The sequence below is a fragment of the Flavobacterium sp. B183 genome (genome assembly GCF_023539155.1).
GTDB lineage: Bacteria > Bacteroidota > Bacteroidia > Flavobacteriales > Flavobacteriaceae > Flavobacterium > Flavobacterium tructae.
Map to the genome: position 1 here is coordinate 4,131,979 of NZ_CP097434.1, position 25,414 is coordinate 4,157,392.

17 protein-coding genes are annotated in these 25,414 nt (G+C 35.9%); 7 read left to right on the plus strand and 10 right to left on the minus strand.

Annotated elements, in window-relative coordinates; translation table 11 throughout:
- The first annotated feature begins 11 nt into the window (after window positions 1-11).
- The 4 genes from M4I44_RS17100 to M4I44_RS17115 all read left to right on the plus strand — a co-directional run bounded on the left by M4I44_RS17100 (window position 12) and on the right by M4I44_RS17115 (window position 5,208).
- Window positions 12-1,844: an IucA/IucC family siderophore biosynthesis protein gene (locus tag M4I44_RS17100; protein WP_249965505.1), complete on the plus strand. Its 1,833-nt coding sequence runs from the start codon at window positions 12-14 to the stop codon at window positions 1,842-1,844.
- Window positions 1,844-3,250, plus strand: coding sequence for an MATE family efflux transporter (locus M4I44_RS17105; protein WP_249965506.1), 1,407 nt, complete (start codon window positions 1,844-1,846; stop codon window positions 3,248-3,250). The genes M4I44_RS17100 and M4I44_RS17105 overlap by 1 nt, the downstream gene beginning before the upstream one ends.
- 309 nt (window positions 3,251-3,559) lie before the next feature.
- Entirely contained in the window at window positions 3,560-3,802 is a 243-nt protein-coding gene (locus M4I44_RS17110) for an acyl carrier protein (protein ID WP_017495693.1), read from the plus strand.
- 17 nt (window positions 3,803-3,819) lie between these two features.
- Window positions 3,820-5,208, plus strand: a complete 1,389-nt coding sequence (locus M4I44_RS17115; protein WP_249965507.1) for an AMP-binding protein — start codon at window positions 3,820-3,822, stop codon at window positions 5,206-5,208.
- Between the two features lie 177 nt (window positions 5,209-5,385).
- Here M4I44_RS17115 and M4I44_RS22540 read toward each other — a convergent pair whose 3' ends face one another.
- Window positions 5,386-7,773 (minus strand): TonB-dependent receptor domain-containing protein, encoded by a 2,388-nt coding sequence (locus tag M4I44_RS22540; protein WP_256472292.1) that lies wholly within the window; start codon window positions 7,771-7,773, stop codon window positions 5,386-5,388.
- 456 nt (window positions 7,774-8,229) lie between these two features.
- Between M4I44_RS22540 and M4I44_RS17135 the strand changes: the two genes are divergently transcribed.
- The 3 genes from M4I44_RS17135 (at window position 8,230) to M4I44_RS17145 (ending at window position 11,015) form a co-directional block, all read left to right on the plus strand.
- Complete coding sequence (locus M4I44_RS17135) at window positions 8,230-9,336, plus strand: PepSY domain-containing protein (protein ID WP_249965508.1); 1,107 nt, start codon at window positions 8,230-8,232, stop codon at window positions 9,334-9,336.
- Between the two features lie 212 nt (window positions 9,337-9,548).
- A complete protein-coding gene (locus tag M4I44_RS17140) occupies window positions 9,549-10,109 on the plus strand; it encodes a hypothetical protein (protein ID WP_249965509.1) in 561 nt (186 codons plus the stop codon).
- Window positions 10,110-10,430: 321 nt separating this feature from the next.
- The gene (locus M4I44_RS17145; protein WP_249965510.1) at window positions 10,431-11,015 is read left to right on the plus strand and encodes a helix-turn-helix domain-containing protein; all 585 of its coding nucleotides are present in this window, start codon (window positions 10,431-10,433) and stop codon (window positions 11,013-11,015) included.
- 282 nt (window positions 11,016-11,297) lie between these two features.
- Here M4I44_RS17145 and M4I44_RS17150 read toward each other — a convergent pair whose 3' ends face one another.
- From M4I44_RS17150 to M4I44_RS17190, 9 genes are all read right to left on the minus strand, one after another.
- Window positions 11,298-12,980, minus strand: coding sequence for a DUF4983 domain-containing protein (locus tag M4I44_RS17150; protein ID WP_249965511.1), 1,683 nt, complete (start codon window positions 12,978-12,980; stop codon window positions 11,298-11,300).
- A 192-nt stretch (window positions 12,981-13,172) separates the two neighbouring features.
- Window positions 13,173-13,853 (minus strand): phosphonatase-like hydrolase, encoded by a 681-nt coding sequence (locus M4I44_RS17155; RefSeq protein ID WP_070908327.1) that lies wholly within the window; start codon window positions 13,851-13,853, stop codon window positions 13,173-13,175.
- A 152-nt stretch (window positions 13,854-14,005) separates the two neighbouring features.
- Complete coding sequence (locus M4I44_RS17160) at window positions 14,006-15,163, minus strand: TIGR03364 family FAD-dependent oxidoreductase (RefSeq protein ID WP_249965512.1); 1,158 nt, start codon at window positions 15,161-15,163, stop codon at window positions 14,006-14,008.
- A gap of 214 nt (window positions 15,164-15,377) precedes the next feature.
- A complete protein-coding gene (locus M4I44_RS17165) occupies window positions 15,378-16,661 on the minus strand; it encodes a DUF5690 family protein (RefSeq protein WP_249965513.1) in 1,284 nt (427 codons plus the stop codon).
- 146 nt (window positions 16,662-16,807) lie between these two features.
- On the minus strand, window positions 16,808-19,684 hold the full coding sequence (locus M4I44_RS17170) for a TonB-dependent receptor (RefSeq protein WP_249965514.1): 2,877 nt from the start codon (window positions 19,682-19,684) through the stop codon (window positions 16,808-16,810).
- 625 nt (window positions 19,685-20,309) lie between these two features.
- Window positions 20,310-20,669: a YegP family protein gene (locus M4I44_RS17175; protein ID WP_017495681.1), complete on the minus strand. Its 360-nt coding sequence runs from the start codon at window positions 20,667-20,669 to the stop codon at window positions 20,310-20,312.
- Window positions 20,670-20,728: 59 nt separating this feature from the next.
- Window positions 20,729-22,243, minus strand: a complete 1,515-nt coding sequence (locus M4I44_RS17180; protein WP_249965515.1) for a PAS domain-containing protein — start codon at window positions 22,241-22,243, stop codon at window positions 20,729-20,731.
- 443 nt (window positions 22,244-22,686) lie between these two features.
- Window positions 22,687-23,337, minus strand: coding sequence for a response regulator transcription factor (locus M4I44_RS17185; RefSeq protein ID WP_026109902.1), 651 nt, complete (start codon window positions 23,335-23,337; stop codon window positions 22,687-22,689).
- A gap of 90 nt (window positions 23,338-23,427) precedes the next feature.
- Complete coding sequence (locus tag M4I44_RS17190; RefSeq protein WP_249965516.1) at window positions 23,428-25,023, minus strand: HAMP domain-containing sensor histidine kinase; 1,596 nt, start codon at window positions 25,021-25,023, stop codon at window positions 23,428-23,430.
- Window positions 25,024-25,414: the final 391 nt, after the last annotated feature.

The following is a 25,414-nucleotide window of genomic DNA, read 5'->3' on the forward strand; positions in this document are numbered from 1 at the left end:
AATCAACTCAGATGATAACCCCAGAAAATACCTTTAAAGACGCTCAGCACCTCAACGCCGATATTTGGAATCAGGTCAATCGAAACTTACTCGCCAAAAGTATTTCGGAATTGATGCGTGAAGACGTCGCAAACCCTCAAATAACCGCTAAAGATGAGGATGGTCTTACCCATTTCAGATTAGAAACCGACACCGCGAGTATTTACTATACTTTTTCGGCTTATCCGAGGTTTCTTAACTATTGGCATATCGTTAAAGACAGCCTTTGTAAAGTGGAGCATGAAGTAAAATTAGAACATATCGATGTCCCTAATTTCTTTATCGAACTTCAGGAAACTTTTGGTATCAACTCTTTTACTCTAGCTCATTATATCGAAGAGTTACTGCACACCTTATACGCTGACGCTTACATTCAGTCAAACCGTCGTGTGCCTGCCGCGGAACTAGCCGATGCTGATTTTCAAACGATCGAACACAGTCTTGATGGCCACCCGTGGGTAATTGTAAACAAAGGCCGTATTGGTTTTGACTCGGAAGATTATACGAAATACAATCCCGAGTCTGATCAAAGAACACGTTTAATTTGGATTGCCGCTCATAAAAACAGAGCTAATCTACGCTTACAGACCGATGTGGACGATCAGGATTTTTATGAAAATGAAATTGGCAAAGAAAAACTGGATGCCTTTAGAAACAAGTTAGCGGCATTGAATGTAAATCCGTATGATTATGTTTTTATTCCGGTGCATGTATGGCAATGGCAAAATAAACTCGTGATGCAATTTTCTAATGATATTGCTTCCAAACATCTTATCCCATTAGAGTTAACCGAAGACATTTACAGCCCTCAACAAAGCATCCGTACTTTTTTCAACGAAAGTGCACCTCATAAACATTATGTAAAAACATCAATGTCTATTTTAAACACCAGTCATGTCAGAGGTTTGTCTCCTAAACAATTATTGATAGCGCCACGTTTGACAGAGTATCTGAAAAATGTTCTTAAAAAAGACGAGCACTTGCAAAAAATGGGAGTTCTACTTTTAGGCGAAGTCGTTTCGGTTACCTATGCCCACCCTAGTTATAGTAAAATTGACAATCCTCCTTACCAGTACAATGAATATCTGGGTGCTATGTGGCGCGAAAGCCCTATAAATTCCCTTAGAGAAGGAGAGAATTTAATGACGATGGCGGCATTATTATATGTAGACAACACCGGAAAAAGTCTTGTACAAGAACTTATAGAAAAATCAGGTCTTTCTACAGAACAATGGCTCAAAGCTTATATGACCGCGTATCTTAAGCCTGTGCTTCAGATTTATTACCAGCATTCGTTATCTATCGATCCACATGGACAAAATGTGATTCTGATTCTAAAAGATTATGTGCCAACACGTATTGCCTTGCAGGACTTTGTGGGAGATATTTTAATTAATGAAGAAGCAAAGAAAAAATTGCCACAGGAATTTATTGATAACTTGTTTAATGCCTCTCCAAATCCGGAAAATGCACCGTTAACGATACTTATCGCCATTTTTGATGCCTTCTTCAGATACCTGAGTCACGTTATGATTACAAACGCTAACTATACAGAGAAGGAATTCTGGAATTGTGTTTACGATATTATCATCGAATATCAGGCAGAACATCCTGAGCTTCAGGAAATATTCGACAAGTACAATATGTTTATACCTGAATTCAAACGTCTTATTTTCAATAGCCGACGTTTGTATAATGGTTATGAAGAAACGGCCGGATTTCCACACATGAAGAAAAGTGGTTTTGTACCGAATCCGTTACATCAGTTAATCCATGAAGAAATAGTAACAGCAAAAGAAAACTAATGAAAGAAGCCCTTTTAAAAACACGCTCCTTCTTTGGTTTATTAAGGCGTTCTCTTGCCGGAAGTGAAAAAAACTTCACTTCGGGCAGCATTAACAAAACCATTCTTTTACTGTCAGTTCCAATGGTGGTTGAGCTTCTGATGGAATCACTATTTGTATGTTCCAATCTGTTCTTTGTTAGCCGATTGGGTACGAATGCTATTTCAATTGCGGGAGCGACCACTACTTTCATCACTTTTTGTTACTCCGTTTCCATTGGTTTAGGGATAGCAGCTTCAGCGATGATTTCCAGAAGAATTGGCGAGAAAAAATTCAAAGCGGCAGGTCAGACCACCATGCAGGTGATTTATGCTACAGTGCCTATTGCCGCCCTGATTAGTATTGTGTGCACCATCTGGACCACCGATATTATGAGTGCCATGGGACTTTCGGCTGCTATGGTTGAGGAAGGAAGAACTTACGGCATCGTCATGTTTGCTTCCAGCGGATTTTTGATTCTTCGAATAGTTGTAAATGGAATCTTTCGAGGTGTTGGAGACGCCTCGACTGCCATGAGAATACTTTGGCTTTCCAATGCGTTGAACATTATACTGTGTCCCGTATTTATTTATGGCTGGGGTCCTGTTCCGGCATACGGTTTATTGGGAGTTGGGCTGGCCACTTTAATTGCGAGAGTAATTGGAGTGCTGTATCAGGCCTGGTATCTTATAAGGGCAAAAACCATGTTAAAAATTGGTCTGGCACAAATGGTCTTTAATCTTGCTATTTTCAAAAGAGTACTGAAACTGGCTTTTGGCGGTACCGTACAATTCATCATTCCGGCATCAAGCTGGGTGTTCATGATCAAAATCATGTCGCATTTTGGCGAGAGTGCTCTTGCAGGTTACATTCTGGCACAAAGAGTCACTTCTATCGCTACGATGCCAGCCTGGGGTCTTGGAAATGCTGCAGGAATCTTAACCGGACAAAATCTGGGAGCCAAACAGCCCGAACGTGCCGAAAAATCGGTTTGGAGAGCGGGAATGTTAAACATGGGATTTCTGGTTTTAATTGGAATTTGCTGGATATTCCTTGCTGTTCCGGTCATAAAAATCTTTACGGATATTCCCGAGGTGATCTCTTTTAGTACCATGTACATTCATCTAATTTCGATAGCCTACATCTTATTAGGTTATACGATGGTGATTTCAAGAGCCCTTAATGCTGCCGGTGAAGTAAAAGTGGTGACATGGCTATACATCCTGATGTTCTATGTCATACAGATTCCGCTTGCCTATGCATTGGGAATTTCTTTTGATTTGGGTTCCAATGGTGTTTTTACGGCCATTCTTGTTTCAGAAATCATATTGGCCGTGGCTTGTATTGTCGTCTTCCGAAAAGGAAAATGGAAACATACAAAGGTTTAAAACTAAACCGATTCAAAATATGTCACCCCGTTGGGGTTTATTGAAACGATTTTACCAATTTCTATAAATATTTTGCCCCGATGGGGCTTAACATTTATAAAAAGCTCCAGAGGAGCGTCATATTTATAGAATTACGTTCCAATGAGATAACATTTGTAAAAGCTCCAAAGGAGCATCATATTTATAGCATTTATAACGCATTTTTTTGCGAAAGCTCCGGAGGGGCGTCATATCTATTGCATATGAGTTGCATCAAAAAACATTAAACAACAAATAAAAAATATCAATTTAATATTAAATAATAAAACAATGAGTACAATAGAACAATTACACGGAGTATTTGCAAGAGCTTTTGAAATTCCTGTTGAATCAGTAAACGACGGACTGGAATATCAGGCTATAGCCGAATGGGATTCGATGAGTCATTTGGTATTAGTAGAAGAACTTGAAAGTACTTACAAAATCTCAATTGAAATGGAAGACATTCTGGAGATGGGAAGTGTAGCAAAAATTAAAGACATTCTTAAAAAATACGGATTTGAAATCAATTAGAATAGACCACTAAACTTATGGAACTATACGATTTAATCAGAAAAAATGAAAAGCTGACTTTTACCGACGCCAGTACCGGAGTTTCAAAATCTATTGCAGAAATGGATCAGTCACTGGAAATCGAAAACATCCGTTCAGTTGTTTTTATTTACAATGACAATCAGTTACCGGCTATTGAAACGCTTTTAAATTTTTACCAGAGCAGGTTTACGATTGCTTTGTTGGGAATGGGTTTACTAGAAAATTTTAAGGAAAATCTGGAACAGAAATATACTCCTTATTATATCTACGACCCTACGCGAACTGAAATAGAAGGTTATACGGCTGTAAATGCATCAGAAACGATAGTATTGTTTAAACGAAATGTAAATTTAATTTACCCGATACATGCCAAAATAAAACTTTTGCTAAGTACTTCCGGGACTACAGGATCGCCTAAATTTGTTAGGCTTTCTGATGAAAACCTGGTGCACAATGCAAAATCGATTATGGAGTATATGCCTATCCGATCAGATGATGTAGTGCCTTTAAATGTGCCTATTAATTTTGTGTATGGCTTGTCGATTTTCACCACCAATTGTATCAAAGCCAGTCAAATTGTTTGTACAGATAAAGATGCTTTTCAAAAAGAATTCTGGGCCGATTTCAAAAACTACGGATACTCTACCTTAGGTGGAGTTCCGTACTTCTATGAGATGTTGTACAGTATCGGATTCTTCAAGAAAGATCATCCGTCTTTACGCTACCTGACTCATACGGGCGGAATGCTGAATCATAAACTAATCGAAGCAATTTCAGATTTTAGTGAGAAATTCGGCAAACAATTCTTTGCGCAGTACGGACAAACAGAAGCTTCCGGTCGTATGGCTTATCTGCCTCCGAAAGATCTGCTACGAAAAGGAACTTCTATTGGTTTACCAGTTAAAAATGGACGTTTTGAGATTGATAACGAAACAGAAGAACTGATTTATATTGGTCCAAATGTATACGGCGGTTATGCCAATGTGAGAGCTGATCTTCAGTTTTATGAGGAACAGGAAAGACTCCACACCGGAGACAAGGCCAGACAAGACGAAGAAGGTTACTACTATATTGTAGGCCGAATCAAACGAATCGTGAAATTGTTCGGAGTACGTCTCAATCTTGACGAAACAGAATTATTGCTAAAAGATGCATTGGGCGGACAAACGTTTATCTGTATCGGAATAAACGATAAACATCTGGCCGTAATGTACACCGACGAAAATCTGAACAAAGAATTGATTCTGAAAGTGCTAAAAGCCAAACTAAATCTTCACGCCAGTTCTTTAAAAGTGATGCACATAGAAGACGTTCCGCTTACACCAAACGGAAAAGTAAACTATCCTTTACTTAAGGAGTCACTGGAATTAGAAGGAGCTTTATAGGTTTTCAGTCACAGTCGCAGTTTACAGTCGTATTACCAAGTTTCAGTGATTACTGAGACTGTAAACTGTAAACTGTGACTTTTTTATATCCTTCAAAACAAAAAAGGCTCCTGACAAAACCGCGTCAGGAACCTTTTAAATAAAAAAACAAAATAATACTATTTGAAAAGCTATCTCTTAGAAGCTATACCCCAGTGCTAAATTAAATCTGGTACCGTTTCCTCTTGTATAATTGGCATTTGTACCATAAAATTGAGAAGTCGTTGGATAATAATCTGTATTGAATATATTCTCAATTCCAAGTTTAACACGGATGCTATCTGTTACTTTATAAGCAGATGCCAGATTCCATAAATTGAAAGAATGAATTGGCCCTTCACCAATGGCATAAGCTCCTTTTGCATTTGGTTTGAAAACATCACGATCACCAACGTACATCCAGTACAATTCAACATTTAATCTTTTACCGCCATACTTTGCGTAACCTGTAATTTTAACCGGAGGGATTCGGTTTGATTTCAAATAAATATCGTTTGGTCCGTAAAAGTTTCCATCAGAATCTTTATCCCCTCTTCCCTGTACATTTGCATAGTTACCCCCTACTGTCAATTCCTTAAGAATTTGGTAATCGGCCTGAACTTCATATCCCCAAACTCTTTCCGGCAAACGTTCTGCTACTAAAAATCCGTCTACCTGAATCAAATTGGTTCCTAATTTTGATGTACTCAAATAATAAGAAGCACTTAAATTGAATTTCCCTAACTGACTGCTAAAACCTCCTTCATAGTTGTTGACAATAATTGGTTCTGTCTCTAACTTAGAGATGGCATCCTGTTTTGCATTGGTTAAAACCCTTCCTAAATCAAATACAGAAAAAGCCTGAGAAAAACTCACAAACGGATTGAAGAATTTAAATCTTGAATATCGAATACCTGTATTAAAAACAAAAGCATCGTAATTAAGTTCTCCACCTTTTACAGCAATACTTCCCGCCCCATTTGCACCGGTAGCAAGAGTATTGTAATCGTCGATATTAATTTTAATGTTTTCTGCACGCAAACCTGCTTTTACATTCCAGTCGCCAAACAGCTGTGTCGATAATTGTGCATATGGTGCCAGATTGACCATATCGATGTTCGGAACCCAAACACGTCCGTCAACCAGTTTTTGATTCGTTTTATCATTCAGTAAATCGAATCCATAAGTCACATCACCCGTGAAGTTTGACGAAATTACAAAAGGAGAATTCAAATATACTCTTAGCCCTTTTTTGGTAGATGCTGTTTGTGATTGTCCACTTCCGTAGAAAAAAGTAGAGTTAGAAAATGCCGTCAGGAAATCCTGAAAATACAAGTTCGCTGTAAGTGAAGTGCTTCCAAAAATCCCTCTGTTTACATATTGAAGATTAGCGTTATGATTGTAACGATTTCCTTCGTCTACACCAGGCCTGTTACCCAATACTCCAATTGCCGGGCTTACACCGTATACTCCATTTTTAAGGATAAAATCCGAATCCTGATTCGAACTGAAGTAATTGTACATGAAGTCAATTCTTTGCTTAGCGGTTAAATCGTAACCTACTTTGGTAAACACATTATACGTTTTAGTTTCCCCTAATCCGTATTCAGGAGAAATAACCTTCCCTCCTCCATCACGAAAAACACCCGTTTTTTCATAAGTTCCGCCTACCATATAGTTGAACTTACTGATTTTTCCGTAAAACTGCTGATTGAATCGGTATCCTAATGTACTGTCACCTTTTATATTTCCGTTAGTTCCTGCCTCACTGTATCCGGCAAATTTCTTCTGAGTTTTACCTGATTTTGTAATGTAATTAATCAAACCTCCGTCAGCACCATTCCCATAAATGGCAGTTGCTCCCTTAATGACTTCGATACGTTCAATTACCGAAGGATCTATAGAACGCAGTTCACGTCCTGCAGATTTCAATGGCGTTGATTGCGGAATTCCATCAATCAAAACTAAGGGATTTCTACCGCGAAGGGTCTGACCGTAATTCCCTGTATTGTTTGTACCCGATCCTAAACCCGGAACTGCAAATGCCACAGTATTGGCAATATTTGAACTTACAATTGATAAGTCTTCAATATCCTTAGCGTTGATTACGGTTACCGAAGAAGGTGTTTTTGATAAGGTTTCTACTTTTCTGCTAGCCGAGACGATTATCTCATCTAACTGATCGCCATTCTCTTCAGAAACGTTAGTTTCTTTACCATTAAATTTCAATTGTAAAGTCACATTGGCCGTTTCATTGTTGGCAACCGTAACTTCCTGTTCAATCGTTTCGTAACCCGATAATGAAGCTTGTAGTGTATAAATATTCTCTGCAATTTTGTTCAGTCTAAAGCTGCCGTCAATATTTGAAATAGTTTTATATTTTGAATTTTTAAGTGTAATAATAACTCCCGAAGCCGATTTCCCGTCAGAGGTTGTGATTTGTCCTTTAATTTTTCCACCATTTTGTTGTGCAAAAGAAGAAAAGACTGAAAATAAGAGGCTGATAATAAATAAAAACTTTGATGTTCTTAAACTAAGATATTTCATTGATTTTAATTTTTTGGTTAGTGATTTTATTCTTATTTAGAATTAATAAAAACAGCGCAAAAATAAAGATTAATAATTGTTTAACAAGTATTATTTCGATTTATTCTATAGAATATTTAATAATTCATGCGCCTTTGTCAGAAAATAAATCAGTTTCTTGATAAAAAAGCAATATTGCAACTGCGGCAGCTTAAAAAATTGTACGAATGCCATAAAACGATTCAAAATCAATCTGTAAGTTTTCTCTTCTCAAAGTTTAAGACTACTCCATTCAAAAGTTAATAAATGAGCATTTTTGAGGTTTTACGGCTCTTTTTTTTATTCAAAAAATAAAGATTTAGTCTAAATAAGTATAAATTTGCGACGCATTTTCTGCGGATTCAAGTTTAATTCCAACAGAAAATGATGCCATTACGGTGTGAACCGGAGTGCCAATAAAACCAAATAAGCTACTAAATGAAGAAAGGAATAAAAAAAACTATCAGACAAATACATTTATGGCTGGGGCTTGGCTCAGGTTTAATCGTTTTTATTGCGGCCTTAACCGGCAGTATTTTAGTTTTTGAAAAAGAAATTGACTCATTCTTACATCCTCAATACTATCAGGTTTCATCTGTAGGAACTACCAAAAAAACAATTGATTATTGTACAGACGTTCTTCAGAAACAATACGGCATCAAAAAAATCACCCGAATTTATACCTTTAATGATCCTTCGCGTACCTTCCAAATTCTGGCAAAGGATACTGATAAAAAGGCACAGTTTTTTTCTATTGATCCTTATACCGGAAAAGTGCTCGCCACAACACCTCAGGAAAGTCGATTTTTTGTAGTAGTACTTTCACTCCGCAGACAATTGCTAATGGGTGATGCCGGCCAGCTTATTATGGGATCTTCCTGTATTATTTTTGTTCTGATGCTGCTCACAGGTATGGTGTTATGGTGGCCGAAAAAAATTAAAAATTTAAAACAACGACTAAAGGTAAAATGGAGCGGTTCCTTCAAAAGAATCAATTGGGATTTTCATTCTACTTTTGGCTTTTACAGCTTTTTAGCTTTACTTATTATTTCGCTAACCGGTCTTTCCTTTGCCTTCGACTGGTTTCAAAATGGTCTTTACTTTCTGACTGATGGAACTACCGGTAAAAAACTGTCTTTAAAAGTAGAGAATCCAACAAAAATAGATCCTAAGCTCAATAATACCGCTTTTTATCAAAGTATTTACGATAAGACCGACAGTATTTTTCCTTATACCGGAAATATCCAAATTAGAATGCCGGTGGATACAATCAATAGTATTACGGTTCTAAAGGAAGATCTCGAAAGAATCATCCCACATCAATCCAGCTCGGCTTATTTTGATAAGTATACGGCGGAAAATATTGAAAACAGACCTTATAAATCCTATTCAAACGGTGACAAACTGAAACGTTTGATGTATCCTATTCATACCGGAAGTGTTTATGGATTAACCACTAAAATAATTGCTTTTTTGGTTTGCCTTTTTGCTGCGACATTACCTATTACAGGACTAATTATTTGGCTCGGCAGAAAGAAAAAGTAGCATTTTGACGAAACAAATCGCCTTATTCGGTTGTTGTATTTCTTTGGAAAAATTTTCTTACCTATTCGGTAATTAGGATACTTTTGCTGTGTTCTTCGAAATAAAAACAATCGTAAGTTGCTATATTTCAAAAAATTACCTAAATTTAATCCCCCCATTTCTAATAAATCTTTTTAGGACTTGTTTAATCTGTTGGCTAAAATCTCAAAAGCATGAAATGGTTCAACACTTTAGTAATAAAAAAGTTTACGGAAAGACTTTCAAAACCCGTTTCTAATGATGGTTCTCTTCATCTGGAAAAGGGCAGACAGTTTTATTTGTCGAATCGGTTTCAGGATGCTCTGCTGCATTTAAACTGTGCGATCAATTCCGGATTTGATCAGGGGGTTTATGCCTTAAGAGGAACTTGTCTTCAAAAACTGGATTACCATTATAATGCTATTGAGGATTTTGACAAAGCCATTGAAACTGATCCTTTAGAGTTTTCTATTTACTACAATCGGGCGGTATCCAAAAGAGCAATCTTAGATTTTACAGGCCATATAGAGGATTTGCACAATGCAATCTATTACTACAAGAAACATTCAACTATCGAAAATCAGGTGCTCAGAGCGTTCGAAGCCCATTTACAGGCTGCTAAAATGGACATCGAAGGCCCAATTCAAAACAGACATGAAATTCTCAAAGCTCCATCACTAGAAATAAAATCGTTAATCAGGGATTCTCTCAACCTCATTAAAAAAGCAAGGGGTAGAAATGTAACGGTGAATTGATTTCTGTTCTATTTTATAAAGCTTCTTTTTTGATTTAAAGTGCGCTAAAAAAAGTATACGGATGAGGCGGATTCGTTTCACGAAAACGCGGATGAAAACGGATTTTTAGAAGAATAAAATACGCTACCATAATCAAAATAATCCTATCTCAGATAAAACAAAAAAATCCGTGCAGATCCGCGTCTTCGCCTAGCGAATCCGTATCATCCATGTGCCATGATCCGAACTATAAAAAATGTAAAATTAATGCAAAGGCTTCCCTGCTTTTGCAACTCACCCGCTAATTGTATTATATTTACCCTATTAAACCGAAGTTTTATTATGGAAGATTTTTTAATTGGTATTGGAAAGAGATTAAAAGAGATCAGGAAGAAAAATGCATTAACCATACACGAAGTAGCCAACAGAGCCGGAGTTAGCAACGGTTTGATTTCCAGAATTGAAAACGGAAGAACAATTCCTTCCCTACCCGTTCTAATTGAATTGATCCAATCCTTAAATACGGATGTGAGTTATTTTTTTGAAGGTGTTGAAAATACCAAGAATGCGAAATACATTCATATTAAAAAAGAAGATTATCAAAAAATAGAAAAAGAGGACCGTGCCGAAACTACCGGTTTTAACTATTATCATATTTTCAGCAAAAGCATTAACTCTATTGGTTTTGAAGCTGTAATTCTTGACGTGGAACCCAACTGTAAACGCGAAAAAGTAATTACAGATGCCTGGGAGTTCAAATACATCATTAAAGGAAGTGTAACTTATATTATAGACGATGCAGAAGTGGTTGTCAATGAAGGTGATTCGCTATGTTTCAATGGAAGGCATCCGCACGTGCCTCAAAACAGAACAGCAGAAAACTGTGTAATGCTGGTGCTTTATTTTTATTCTGAGAGTAATAGTTAGATTTAACCGTTTTTTAACCGCAAAGGGCGCAAAGTTTTTTTTAAGCTGAGTCTTTTTAAAAACGCAAAGTCCGCAAAGCTTTATAAATAAGACTTCGCGAACCTTGCGTAACATCTTTTGCGCTCTTTGCGGTTAAACTCATCGCTTTACATTAAAAAAACTTTGCGAACCTTGCGTAACATCTTAGCGTTCTTTGCGGTTAAACTCCAAGCCAGAATCAAATCAAAAAGGCTACCTTCAAAGAAGAAGATAACCCTTTAAAAAACAAAAAACACAAATTTTTTAGTTCGCTGTCGGAAGCCATGAACGGCCGTCTAATGACCAGCTTGTATTGATGGGTACACCAAACCATTGCAATGAAGAATAGGCGATATCTACCATTTTAGGAACTGCTCCTGTTGCAGTACCACATTTTAAAGAGGCTGTACTGTTTATCCATGTTGGAGTATTTGGAAAAGCAAGGTTTACCTGCTGAACGCTTGAATCGGTAAAACTATTTCCTGATCCGTTATCTCCTTTCCAATATCCAATAAGATTGGAGTAATCCGGATGTGAAACTGTAACTGAAGAACAGGTATAATTTAAAATCGAAGCTTCCGATAAGGCTTTGTTCCATACGCGTACCTCAGCAATATTTCCGTTTACATTGGCACCATAGGTGAGCGTTCCGTCCTGTCCTATCGCAAAAGGCAGTCCGGAAGTCAGACTTCCGAAACTGGCGCCAATAGCAGCCTGCCCCACAAAAGCACCGTCCTGATACGTTTTAACCAACTTGGCTGTACGGTCTACCACAAGTGTCAAGTGATGCCATTTCCCATCATTGATTGTCCCACCGGAAATATCCACACGACTTTGAGTATCCCCAATATTTACCTTCCATGTTCCTCCGGTATTGGCGCAGATGACAAAGCCTCGGTTTTTACCACTCACCCAGTTTTTATTTGAAACCAGCGAAGGATCACTGCTATATCCTGATGTTTTTACCCGGCATTCCACTGTAAAACTCGAAGTTCCGAAATTGTAAAGTGCATTGGCTGTTGAAGCATAAATAGAATTGGAATTAAAATTGACAAACTTACCCGTTACCGTTGTAGTGGGATCAACCGGTTTTTCGATTTTAGTTGAAGTAAAGTTTTTATTGTTGAAAATAGTAAAGATGTTTCGTTCTTCGTAAGAACTTCCGCCATGAGATCCGCTGGAACCTGTAACAATACCTCCATGATCCGGCGCTACCACAACCAACCAGTCTTCATTGGCATAGTTGGCTCTGTTCTTTAAAGCCGTTAAGATTTCACCTATGTAACCGTCTGTGGTTTCGATTGAAGATTTGTATTGTGGCACATTCAGCGAAAATCCGTAACTGTGTCCCGCATGATCCACATCATCAAAGTGCAAAAACAAGGCATCCGGATTGTCGTTTGTAAGTGCGGCAACCACTTCATTTTTAACGGCCAAATCGGTAGCGAGTGTTTTCTCTACATCAATTCCATCCACAATATAGGTATTGATCGGTGCCCAATGCACAATCGACATAGTTTTTAAAGCAGAATTATACGTTTCAAGTCTTTTCAAAAAACTAGGATACGAAGTAAAATTCGGACTCGAAAATGAATTATCGGTTACGCCATGTTTCAAATGGGTCACACCGGTAAGCATTGTTGACCAGCCATTTCCGCTCCACGTAGGTGCTTCGGTCAATGCATCTAAACTGTAAACCGCATTGGGTAATAAAGCATGAACATTAGGAGTATTGGCTCCCATTAGGGCATCTCCACGACAGCCGTCGATTCCTATAATCAGTAATTTTCTGGTACCACTGCTTAAAGCAGATTTGCCGGTTTTAGAGTTTGTTTTAGCATTTACTGCCTGTTCGTCTTTCGCAAGCGCTGAATCGTTGGTACAGGAAGTGACTAAAAGCACACTTGCAAGAATTGTAATGTAACTTAATCTAAAAATCTTTTTCATTGGGTTGAATTGTTTTATGGTTACTATTTATTTACTTGTTTGAAACTTTTCCTGCAGGGATATTGTTTTTACTAATTGTTAATTGTTAATTGATAATGGTTAATTGATACTTCTTACTTCTTACTTCTTATTTCTTGCTTCTAACTTCTAACTTCTTGCTTCTAACTTCAAACATTATTTACATCAAACACCTCACTTCATAACACTATAAAGCGATGCCAGCGAATTTAATATGTAATCGGGCTGGGCTGCTTCAAGCTGCTGTCTGGTTTGTGCGCCGGATAAAACGCCTATTGTTACACCGCATTTGGCATTTTTACCTTCTTCAATATCTATCGCAGAATCTCCAGCTTTTAGTACTTTTGAAGCGTCTGTAATCGCAAATAATTGCATGGCTTTGTATATCATATCCGGAAATGGACGTCCCAGCACTACATCATCGGCGGTGATTAAGGCATCGTATTGGTTTCCTTCCTTCCAGTTTAACTTTTCTAATAAGGTATTCGCAACGTGACTGCTGTAACCAGTGTTTAGTACCACTTTTACACCGTCCTTTTTTAAATTTTCAAAAACATTTTCAACGCCTTCAATAGGTAAAACGGAAGCAGAAAGATATTCATTGTCCAGTGTTTCTTTAAAATATTCGAATATTACATCTGATTTATTCTCGTCTGTGATGTTATTGTATTCTAAAATATCCCGGATCGCCTGATGTTTTTCTTTTCCCGCTCCTAATGACAATACCGATTCCAAAGAAACCTCAATCCCGAAGTTGTTGATGGATTTATGCAATGTTTTGTAAACTATATTTTGCTCATTTATTGTTGTTCCTGCCATATCAAAAACAACCATTTCAATTTCATTAATTTTCATTTTGTGTATTTATTTTAAAAAATTTATAGTTTTTGGTTGGTGGTTAATGGTCTAAAATCTATTGTTTATTGCTCTAGAAAGCACTATAAATGTAGATTATAAACTATGATTAATAATTTCCCATATAACTCATAACTCAAAACTCACAATCCCTATGCATTAAAAATTGTATCAATATTGTGTTTGGCAAATCCTGCGCTTCCCGTCATGCCCTTTCCTCCTATTCCGGTTATGATGTGAATATTCTGGTCAACGGTGTATTCGAAAATATCTTTGGTCTTGCATTGCGAGTACATTCCAAACCATCTGTTCTGGATTTCATAAGTAGGCAAATCGATTATCTTTTTGGCTTCTTCAATCATAAAATGATCGATGTCCATATTCAGATCAAATCCTAAAGAATCAATTTCTTGTGCGGGAGCATACTCATGAGAATCTCCTAAAATCACCGAACCGTCAAGGGCTTGCTTGAACAGAATATGAACGCCGTACTTCTTCTCAAAACTATCCGGATTTTCCTTTGCTTTGATGGTTTGATATGATTTACATTCTTCAAATGATTCATATCTTCTGATGGTCAATCCCGTTAAAATAGAGCCGTCCAGTCTGTAATTATTCTGAGGTTTCGTCTGCAGCATCTGTAGTTTAGAAACAATCAGATCGCTGTTGTTGTAAATCTCAGGATATAATATTTTGAAATCACTTCCGTTACAAATAATAATTTTTGAAGCTTTGTATACTGCACCTGCCGCAGTTCTTGCTATTACTTCATCGTTTAGATTCACGGTTTCTACAACAGTGGTGTTCATAAACAAATCAAGTCCAAGATTGGCTTTCATATACTGATGTAATTTATGAATCATTGTGGAAGGTTCAACGGTAACTTCCTGCGAAAAAAACAATCCCCCTTTACAGTAGTCAGCACGTAAACCATCGTATTTATTCAGGCATTGCTCTTTAGTCAGCAAATTAGATTCGTAATCATTCGAAATATTAATCTCATGGAGTTCTTCAATCAATTGTAATTCTTCTTCATTTGAAGCCAAATAAACAGTTCCGTTCTGACGGATACTAATGTCAAACTGCGATTGAATATCTTTATAAATCTTTAAACTTTCTTTTCCAAAATTCTGCCATTTTCGATCCATTCCGGACGGTACAACCTGTCCAAAATTTCTAACGGTCGCACCTTCCGGCTTGCTGTTTTTTTCCAGAATGGCAACCGACATTCCTTTTTTCAGGGCATGGTAGGCGTGAAATGTGCCCAGAACTCCTGCTCCGATAATTATTAAATCATACTTCTCTTTCATGTTTGTGTTTGTGTTTTTATTTGTTTTACTGTTTATTTGTTTTTGGTTTTTGGTTTGTTATTTCAGGTTTCAAGTTTCAGGTTTCAAGTTTCAGGTTTCAAGTTTCAGGTTTCAAGTTTCAGGTTTCAAGTTTCAAGTTTTAAGTTTCAAGTTTTAAGTTTCAGGTTTCAGGTTTCCCACGGCGTCTCAAATCTTGCATCTTGCATCTCATAACTCACATCTCATAACTCATAGCCGCATGAATTTTAGCAGTCTTTCTAAACTTCCTTTTAAAATAGTTAAAGGACATAATGGTAGTGATGATCCCAACAAAAGAGAGCAGATAAATGCAGGTGGTAAAAAAGCTTAACAGGGAAATATTCTTGTCGCCAAAATTTTTAAAAAACAATACCAATACACTTCCTAGGTAACCAAAAGCATCGGCGATGTAAATTAAAAATCCGGTATTTCCATCAATTTTATAGGTAGCAATCATACGGTCAAAAAACAAACCGTTGAACGGAATGTAGCAAACGTACATTCCAAATCCGGAAATCATCATCCACAGAAGTGGCGACATTAAGTGCTTTTGAAACAATAAGGTTGTAATTCCTATGAGTACAGAACCCACGAGCAATACCAAATGATAATTTTTGAAGGCTTTGTAGTTGCTTTTCATACTTCCTAAAAATCCTAAAATGACCAAAACTGATATCGCAATCGGAATTTCGGAATACATATAAATTGAAATACTTTCTTTGTATCCCAAAGAATCCCATAATTCTCTTGCAAAATTATCTCTGAATTCACGCATTGCCGTTAACATGGCATAAAAAATGATCAGTATGGTCAACGGAAAAGCAAATTGTCGGAATAATGATGCACGTTCTTTTTTATCTAAAGGTCTGCGTTTGGATTTCATGACCAGATCTTCGTCATCCGGATTTGGGATTTTTTCCAAAAACAATGAAAATACGATTAGCGGAACAATAAAAAGTAATCCTGAAACAAAAGGCATCCAAAACTCATTGCACCCCAAAACCTTCAGAACAAATACTCCGACAGATTTTGCCGCTCCTGAGGAAACGATAAAACTCGAGCATAAAATTACCCCCAGTAATTCCGTTGTTTTTCGGCCTTCGATATAAGAGAAAACGATTCCCCAAATCATTCCTAAAGGCAATCCGTTGATGAATAAAAACAGAATGTTGTAAGGTGCCGGTACCAAAGCAAAACCCAGCAAAGCCAGTTCTGAAATGGCTATAAAACTGATTAAATATAAAATTCTCTTGGCCGACTTTAATTCGGATATGATTTTGATTCCTAAAAATTTAGAAAAAGTATAGCCTAAAACCTGTGCTAAAATGAGCAGAATTTTATAATCTATTCCCCAAAAAGACAACTGATCGAAAGTGGCGACCGTAAAAGGTTTTCTGAAGGCATACATACAAAAATAAGTGCCGAATGCCGCTATGGACGTTTTGAGTATGAATCTGAAATTAGACGCTTTTTTAGACATTAGTTCTTAAGATTTAACGTGATGGGGTTGTGATCAATGTGAAATAAGTACGGTTGTTTTAGAAACCCGTTGATTGCAGCAGATTAAAAAAAAATAAACTGTAAAAATAAAATCTGCGCACATCCAACGGGTTAACTTATAGTTGTCTATAAATTATATTTTAAACCAAGGTTAAACTTCATTCCGTAATATTCTACCTGTTTTGGGCGGTTTGGTGTTTCTCCAAAATGGTACATCAAAGGCTCGTTCAGTACATTGTTTACATCACTGAAAATGGTAAAATGATCTCCAATTTTATAGGAAGCAGAAAAATCAAGCGAGTTGTATTTACCGTAATAAATATCATTCATGTCTGTATTTTTAGCATTGGCATCAAAACTTGTGGCATAAGCCCCTTTGTGGTTGAAGGCAGCTCTCACATTCAGTTTACCGCTCTCATAAAACAATTGCAAATTGTATAATTGTTTTGCCTGATAAGGTGTTGATACTTTTCTTCCGTTAGGATTGTTAGCATTTTTTCCTAAAGTCATTTCAGAGTCCATAAGAGTTGCATTGATTTGAGTTCCAAAATATTTCAGGAATCCCGGCAAGAAGCTAAATCTCTTGGTAATTCCAAATTCAACTCCACCAATCCATGCATTACCTCCGTTAGCAGGTGAACTGATTTCTATATCAGGAATTCCGTTAATGGTCCCCTGATAAGTATCGTCAAAAATTGGATCTGTAATCGATTTGTAGAATACTCCGGCGTTAATGATTCCCACTTCGTCAAGAAAATACTCTCCTAACAAATCAAAGTTCCAAGAATAGGTTGGGTTCAAATTTGGATTTCCTCCTGCATACTCTCCGTCAATAGTATTTAGTGAACCAGCCGGTGAAATGTCTCCAAAATTAGGTCTTGCAAATGTTCTGGTTGTGGCAAAACGAAGGTTCAAATTCTCAATCGGAGTATACTTTACATGCAACATTGGAAGCACTGACGTATATGTTTTAGTATTCTCAGCATCTACCACCATATTGTTTTCTACTGTTTTACCCGTTACCTGTGTGATGGTATTGGTTACACGCAGACCTCCCAAAACAGTCCATTTATCAGACAGATTATAGGTTGACATCGCATAAACAGAAGAGGTTGTCTCCCCTACATTAAAGTTTCTTCCTAATCCTTTACCCAGTTCCGGAATCTGCGAATCAGCAGGATTTAAAACCAGATTTGCTTTTGAGGTATTGAATAATTTTGTCATTCCATCCGCTGATAAAACCGGACCGAAACTATTTCCAATCAAAGTACCTGTTTCTTTCCTTAAGTAATCTGTACCTCCCGGTTGAAGAATTAAATCAGAAGCATAGTTGGATAAATAAGGGGTTGGAGAACCCGTCCAGCTGTAGTATTCGTCTCTAAAAGTAGCGATACGATCTTTATCTGTTACTTTCGCTCCGAACTTCATTTTAAGATTCTCATTAAAATTATGCTCGTAGTTTACAGCCGCAATAATGTTGTCTCTTTCTACGATATTGATTTTGTAAAGTTCTAAAGTAGAGAACTTCATTTTTGTTGGATCTGTTTTGAAATTTGGATCGGAATAAAAATCAAATATTGATTTTGGATTGCTTGGATCCATAACTCCGCCATCAGCAGCCCAATACGCTCTTGGACCTCCTGCTCCACCACTGGCAAGCGGCACTGTTTTTAAATATTCAGGTTTAACACCTACTCCGGTTTGATTGAACTGAATTAAAAAGTAACTGTTGTCTTCTGCATTTGGAATATTGCCATACTTAAACCTGTTTCGGTAAGAAGCAAGACTCCAGTCTAATTTTCCGTTCGCTAATTGATGTTTCCCTCCCAAATCAAGACCTAAAAATTGTGTCATTAATTGGTTGTGAATATCTTGCTGTTCTACCGTTAACGCATTTGTTGTACCGTTGAATTTATCAAATCGGATACGGTGTTTGTAATGTGTTTCTTCATCTGTAAGTCCGCCATAAGTTACTTTCAGAAAAATTTTATCTCTTGATGAAGGATTAAACTCCATTGCACCATTTAAACCTGTGGTTTTTCTAACTCCGGTGTAATCTCTCAACTCCAATCTGTAAACACCCTGATCACCTTGTCTTCTCGCCTCGTAATTATCGGTAGCCCAGTTTCTGTCCCAATACGTACCATTGATAATGTATCCAAACTTTCCATTTTTACTTTTATCTCCTATTGTAAGTGATCCACTATAAATCCCTTTATCCGATTTTTGATTGTATCCGCTAAAAACACTTGCTTTAATTGTTCTTTTCGTTGGAGCGGTTTGTGTAGTAAAATTGACACTTCCGCCAATCGCATCACCATCCATGTCGGGTGTAAGCGCTTTAGTAGCTTCAACATAGGCGATAAGATCTGAAGGGAAAAAATCAAATGCGGTAGCTCTCGAAGTCGTTTCTTCTTCGGCAGTTGGAATTCTGTTTCCGTTAATTGTAGTCGACGACCAAAATGGCGGCAATCCTCTCACCGATACAAAACGTCCTTCACCCTGATCACGCTCTATCGAAACTCCCGGCATACGCTGTACGGTTTCGGCAGCGTTACGATCCGGTAGTTTTCCTATCCCGTCGGCCGCGATAACGTTTACAATGCTCATCGATTTTTTTTGCATGTTTAGCGCTCTCGCTTCACTATTTCTTTGAGCCATTCCGCTCACGACAACTTCATTCAGTTCTTTGGAATTGCTTTGCAGTTGAATGATTCCTAACTTTAACTGTTGATTGTCTTTAATATCAATTTTTATATTCTTTACCTCATATCCTATATAGGAGATCTGTAATTCAAAGCTGCCCGATCCTACATCCTGAATTGTAAAATAACCACTAAAATCAGTTGTTGCTTTTTGATTATTAGACAGTACAATGGTTGCGCCCGGAAGTGGGGACTGCGCATCGGTAATCGTTCCGCTTATTGTTGCCTTTTGGGCGGTCATGTTTTGAGTAAAAAGTGCAACCGAAAAAATTAAAATTGCCTTGTAAATTGTTTTCATGGTTAATTTGTTTACAAATATTAAATTTATATAAGCAAATAAACAATGAATTTTATAAATAGTAAATATTCAAAAATTATCTAATTGTTAAAGAAAAGAAAATTAAGGGGTGCAATTTGTTAAGTATTTGTAAAAAAATAGTTTTATAATCCTTGAAATATTGATAGAATAGTGCTTGATTTACATCATTAAAGTGAGGGAATTCAAGGAAAGTGGCAGATAAAATACTGCACGTAGCCGAAGTTAAGTCTTGATTAAGCGTAAGTTCCCTGGAAAATCATTTGTTTACTATTTGTAAAATATTAATCTCTTTTTTTACAAAAAAAGTACTAAAAATCCATGCTAATGCTAAAGCTCTTTCAGAGCAAATCTAACCAGATTTCTTCCTGGTTAGATTATCTAAACTTTTTGTTTAATTGTCAACTTTACAACTAATTCGTTTTTAAACTTTTAACTTATAACTTGAGTTTATTAAAAACAAAAAAGACCGCAAAAGCGGTCTTAGGCGTGTAATATACCAATTAAATTATCTAAAAAACGATTCCGTTATTACAATCCGGAAAACGACAAAAGTTCATTGTTTTATAAAATCAAACCGAATGGCAGACGGTTTTATTGAATAACTCTAAAATGCTGCACTCTCAGCCAATACTGTATTAGAGTGATCTTCTACAATAGCGTGTGGTGCATATTTTCTAAATTCCAGTATTCCTTCATCGCGGGAATCTCTGTCTTTAAATATTTTACTTGTTCCGATAATCTTTCCGTTAAAAGCTTTAAGATTAAAGTATCTTTCATCTTTTGAATTTGTTTTCCGGAAGAATTTTGTGTTGTCCTGTGAATTAACTTTTACTGATTCAATCCCTTTCATACACATGAATTTTCGGGTATAATCGCCACTGCTTAAAATAATTTCACCATTTTTATTTACAAATTCGAATTGAAATTCTCCATTGGCTTTTTTAATAACGATAAATTTTTCCATTCTAAAAATAATTATTTATGTAATCTGAAATTCTATTTATAATACTGAACACAGCACCTTTAATCTTTAAAAAAGACTTTAAAAGTTGTCCCCTCTCCTACCTGACTTTCTACTGTAATTTTTCCATTCATAGATTCGATCTGATTTTTTGTAATGTATAAGCCCAAACCGTTTGCTTTTTCGTGTTTGTGAAATGTTTTATACATTCCAAAAATTAAATCTCCGTGTTTCTTAAGATCAATTCCCAAACCATTGTCTTTTATAGTGAATACTTTTCTTCCATTTTCTCTGAAAAAATTAAATTCAACGATCAGTGGTTTTTTAGGATCTGCATATTTTATAGCATTGCTACTTAGATTTTGCAATACACTTTCAAGATATGCCGGATTAAAATGAACCACTGCTTCAGGGGAAACGTTGTTGATTATCGTAACATTATTCTTGTTGTTATAAGCATTAACAATATTGAGTACCCTGTTTAAATAACTGTTTAAATTCAGCGCCTCGATATTAATTTCGGCATTGTTTTGAACATTTACAATTTGCGACAGATCTTCAATTGTTTTACTAAGATCTCCGGAAACCGCACGCAGGTATTTTAATGTTTCAACTTTTTCATCAAAACCTTCTTCTGAATCGATCAAGTCCAAAAGAACTTTAAAATTACCTGCGTGCGAGTTTAGGTTATGAGAAACGATGTGCGAAAAATTCAACAATCTGTTGTTCTTTTCTTTATACACTTCCATTTCTCTTCTTAACTCAAGCTCTTTCTCTTTTTGAAAAGAAACATTGCTGTAAGTTCCTATTACTTTTAATGGCTTTCCCTCAAGATCACGCTCGGTCACCATTCCTTTACTGAGAATCCATTTGTATTTTTTATTTGAGGTTAATACACGTTGAAAATTTTCATAAAAAGGAGTTCTGTTATCAAAATGATAGTTAAATGCCTTTTGACAATCTTCAACATCCTCCGGATGTATCATTTTCTTCCATCCCTCGCAAGTGTAAGAAATATCAGAAGCTTTCAATTCCAATATATTTAAGGCTTGCGGCGAATAATAAATTCGATCCATGGTTAGATCCCAATCCCAAATACCTTCATTTGAAGTCATCAGCATAAACCTAAAACGTTCTTCCGTTCTTCTGAGTTTTAACTCCTGCTCCTTTAATTCGGTAATATCTGTTATACGACCATAAAATTCCGTACTTCCGTCTTTATTGACTATTCTTTTTGAGGTCACCTTAAACCAACTTAATCCGTTGAAAGGTAATTCTGCCCTGAACACAACACTCCATTTTCTTCTTTTTTTAATAGCGTCGAATAAAGAGTTTTTCACTCTTTTTTTATCATCCTGATGAATTCGATCGTATATAGAAAGTACGGTATTAGTAAACATGGTATTGGATAAAACTTCAAACATTTCATAAGTGGCGTCATTTATAAATGGCATTTCATAATCGTTATCCGCCGAAATCGTAAATACGAAAAGGGCGTCATGAACCTCATCAAATGCTTTAGATTTAAAAACATTCACATTTGCCTTTTTCTTTGTATTATAAAAATCGAATTCCATAGTCTTACTTTTATACATTCCCTTTCTATTAACTGTAGTTTTCTTTAGCACTAAAATTTGCATTAGATTATAAAAGCACTATTTGTTGATCAGACGGCGATCTTCTAAAAAAATAAAAATTGACCTGATTTTTATAACCCAAAAAACAAAAACAAAAAAAGCCGTCCGTAACAACAAAAGAGTATCTTTTAATACAGGAAGCTAGATGCTGAAAAAAAATAATCCATTCTGCTACAAATCCATCTTATTTATAAAGTTCCAGCAACTGCGTCTTCCTGACAAAACAAAAATACATGCAATAAAATCAATACGTTATAGAACATGGAACGCCTTGTTGTAGAATTATTTCTACAGAAAAAACATCACAAAAAAAATATGAATCACAAAAAAACAGGCACTTAAAAAGTCCTGTTTTTTAAAATAGTTTTGAAGTACGTTGTTTATCAATCCGCATACAGCTGAAAAACTTTGATCAAATCGGCCAGATTATCAATTTCCAGCTTTTCAAAAATCCTGTTTTTATAGGTGCTTACTGTTGTTTTCTTAATGTTCAGATGTTCAATTATTTCGAGATTGCCGTAGCCTTTAATTAAAAGCTGTGCTACTTCGATTTCTCTGTTGGACAATACATCTAATGGATTTGTTGGTTTTTTTGAAATATAAGAGTCCAGAATCCTGTCTTTAAGATTCTGCGTAATGTACTTTCCGGACAAAATCATCGAACTGATTGCGTTTTTCATTTCTTCCTCCGAAGTTTCTTTGTTCAGATATCCGGATGCTCCTGCATTCAGATAACGCATTGCATAGATATTCTCATCATAAGCGGAGAAGATCAGTATTTTCACTTCGGGCTGGATGGATTTAATCTCAGTTATGATACTGATACTGTTTCCATCAGGAAAATTCACATCTAAGATTAATAAATCTATACTCTGTTCTTTTAAAATAGTAAGGGTATCCTTAAAATTTCCAGCTTTATGAATTAAAGCATTCGAAAATAACTCTTTTATCATCAAAGAAACGCCTTGTCGAACCACACTATGGTCATCAGCTACTAAAAAGCTATAGTTATTGGATGGGGATTTCATTTTCATTTACCTAATTTAGGGTTGTTTCAGCGCTTTTCTCTAACTAATTGCCTTTTTACTGTCAATATACAAAAAGTATATTAATTTGGTCTTATTTTAAACTAAACTTATGAAGAGGTTGAAAATAATCGTTGTCCCTTTGCCTTCTTCGCTCTGAACATCTATTTTCCCATCAAACAATTCTACAATTTCTTTACACAAATTGAGCCCCAAACCTACGCCAAGATCATTTACTTTTCCTGAAACGGTACCCTGATAATAAAGTTCGAATATGTTTTTCAGGTCATTCTTGGCAATTCCTATTCCACTGTCTTCAATTTCTATTTTTAAATTTACTTGCTTATCAGAGGTCTCCTCAAGATCCATCGCAATTTTTATCAATCCATTTTCGGTAAACTTATTCGCATTACCAATAATGTTATAAAAAAGCTGATGAATTTTTGCTGCATCAGAATTCACTTCAAGATTTGAAATCAGATTAGAATTAACTTCAATCTTATTTCCTTTACTTTCAACCAAGGAAGCCATCGAATTAACAATCTGATGAATCTCTTCCTTAAGCAGGAATTTCTTATTGTTCAATTTGGACTCATAATTTCCATCTTTCGAATACTCCAGAATCTGATTGGCCAAAAGAAGCAATGAGTTTGTAGTAAACTGAATTGATTTAAAAGTATCTTTTATTTCAGCATCCTTTATAGATGCACTTATCATTTTACTATAAATTGAAATGATGCTTAAAGGGGATCTGATTTCATGGCTGATCATTCCCATAATTCTGTTCTTAAAATTCAGGTTTTCACGGATCTGCATCTGAGCGATAGTCAGTCTTTTTTCATATTGAAAAGCCAGTCTTGTGAAGCCAAAAAGTACAAGCGAAACGATAAACATCATTAAGATCAAAATCGCAATGGTATAACTTCTCGCAATTTTATTTGAATCGTATTGCTTTTGCAATTGCTTTTGAGTATTATCCTGAAGCAATTTCAACGAATTGTTGTAATTCGGCATAATCTCCGCCTCTAAGTTCAGTAATTCGTTATTAAACTCTTTTAGTTTAGCATCCTGATCTTTTAAATTGGCAAATGATCTCTTTAGATTCTTAAACTGTTCTTCGTAAAATTTATTAGTCGTATTAAACAGGTTAGCAAATTGTTCTTCAATGCTTCCGGTTACTACTTTATTATCATATTTCATTGTAACCGTAATCTTCAACTGCTCTTTCTGCACATCCACTTTTCCAGCCAAAGCAGCTCCCAATCTTGAAAACAAACCTTTTTTAGACACACTATCTACTTTTATATATGAGTCAGTTTTGATACTGTCTAAAATCTTCTTATACGCGAATTTGTTCAGTTTAAAAGGTTTAGACAAAGTAGTCTTGTCCGGATTGATTTGTGACTCGATAATAGAATCGATACTTAATTTTATCGATTCGACAGAATTCTCAGACTGATTCTTTTCTTTCAGAATCCTCATGAACTCCTTATTGTCTTTTGTAATCAAGGTTAAGCTGTCAATCAATCGGCTGATCTCATTTAAAGAAGCGGTGTACTTATTTAGTGATTCTTTGTCTTTATAATACGTATAATTGTTAAAACTCTTTTGAGAATTGACAAATGAATTATTAATACCGCTGGTAAAATTCGTTATTCTGTTTAATGAATCCATCGAGTTTAAAGTCTTCGACATTTCTGATTCATTAGACGATTCGTTGTACCAAATAACTATTGCAATTATTTGTAAAAGAATAACACAGGCTATTAAAGTGTAGTGAATTATCTTTCTGTGCTTGAACTTTAGTTTAAAAAAACTAAAAGTACTATTTAAGGAATGTTTTCTAATCAAAATTTATATTTTAAAATGATAAATAAAATAATGAGTCAAAGAATCAAATCAATAACTCATGCCACTTTTTTAATTAGGTATCGAAAGAACATCCTGAATGATGTACTACATTTTGAATAAATATTGTTCTATAGCTAAAATTAGCAAACGCTAATTCAATTTTACTACTGATAACAGATCTTATTCCTCTAAGTTACTCTTTCTTTGTTTAAAAAACAACAAAGCCAGAGTACTT

Coding starts and splice junctions, on each gene's coding strand:
- M4I44_RS17100 (WP_249965505.1), top strand. CDS start 12: ATGATAACCCCAGAAAATACCTTTAAAGACGCTCAGCACCTCAACGCC.
- M4I44_RS17105 (WP_249965506.1), top strand. CDS start 1,844: ATGAAAGAAGCCCTTTTAAAAACACGCTCCTTCTTTGGTTTATTAAGG.
- M4I44_RS17110 (WP_017495693.1), top strand. CDS start 3,560: ATGAGTACAATAGAACAATTACACGGAGTATTTGCAAGAGCTTTTGAA.
- M4I44_RS17115 (WP_249965507.1), top strand. CDS start 3,820: ATGGAACTATACGATTTAATCAGAAAAAATGAAAAGCTGACTTTTACC.
- M4I44_RS22540 (WP_256472292.1), bottom strand. CDS start 7,773: ATGAAATATCTTAGTTTAAGAACATCAAAGTTTTTATTTATTATCAGC.
- M4I44_RS17135 (WP_249965508.1), top strand. CDS start 8,230: ATGAAGAAAGGAATAAAAAAAACTATCAGACAAATACATTTATGGCTG.
- M4I44_RS17140 (WP_249965509.1), top strand. CDS start 9,549: ATGAAATGGTTCAACACTTTAGTAATAAAAAAGTTTACGGAAAGACTT.
- M4I44_RS17145 (WP_249965510.1), top strand. CDS start 10,431: ATGGAAGATTTTTTAATTGGTATTGGAAAGAGATTAAAAGAGATCAGG.
- M4I44_RS17150 (WP_249965511.1), bottom strand. CDS start 12,980: ATGAAAAAGATTTTTAGATTAAGTTACATTACAATTCTTGCAAGTGTG.
- M4I44_RS17155 (WP_070908327.1), bottom strand. CDS start 13,853: ATGAAAATTAATGAAATTGAAATGGTTGTTTTTGATATGGCAGGAACA.
- M4I44_RS17160 (WP_249965512.1), bottom strand. CDS start 15,163: ATGAAAGAGAAGTATGATTTAATAATTATCGGAGCAGGAGTTCTGGGC.
- M4I44_RS17165 (WP_249965513.1), bottom strand. CDS start 16,661: ATGTCTAAAAAAGCGTCTAATTTCAGATTCATACTCAAAACGTCCATA.
- M4I44_RS17170 (WP_249965514.1), bottom strand. CDS start 19,684: ATGAAAACAATTTACAAGGCAATTTTAATTTTTTCGGTTGCACTTTTT.
- M4I44_RS17175 (WP_017495681.1), bottom strand. CDS start 20,669: ATGGAAAAATTTATCGTTATTAAAAAAGCCAATGGAGAATTTCAATTC.
- M4I44_RS17180 (WP_249965515.1), bottom strand. CDS start 22,243: ATGGAATTCGATTTTTATAATACAAAGAAAAAGGCAAATGTGAATGTT.
- M4I44_RS17185 (WP_026109902.1), bottom strand. CDS start 23,337: ATGAAAATGAAATCCCCATCCAATAACTATAGCTTTTTAGTAGCTGAT.
- M4I44_RS17190 (WP_249965516.1), bottom strand. CDS start 25,023: ATGTCGAAGACTTTAAACTCGATGGATTCATTAAACAGAATAACGAAT.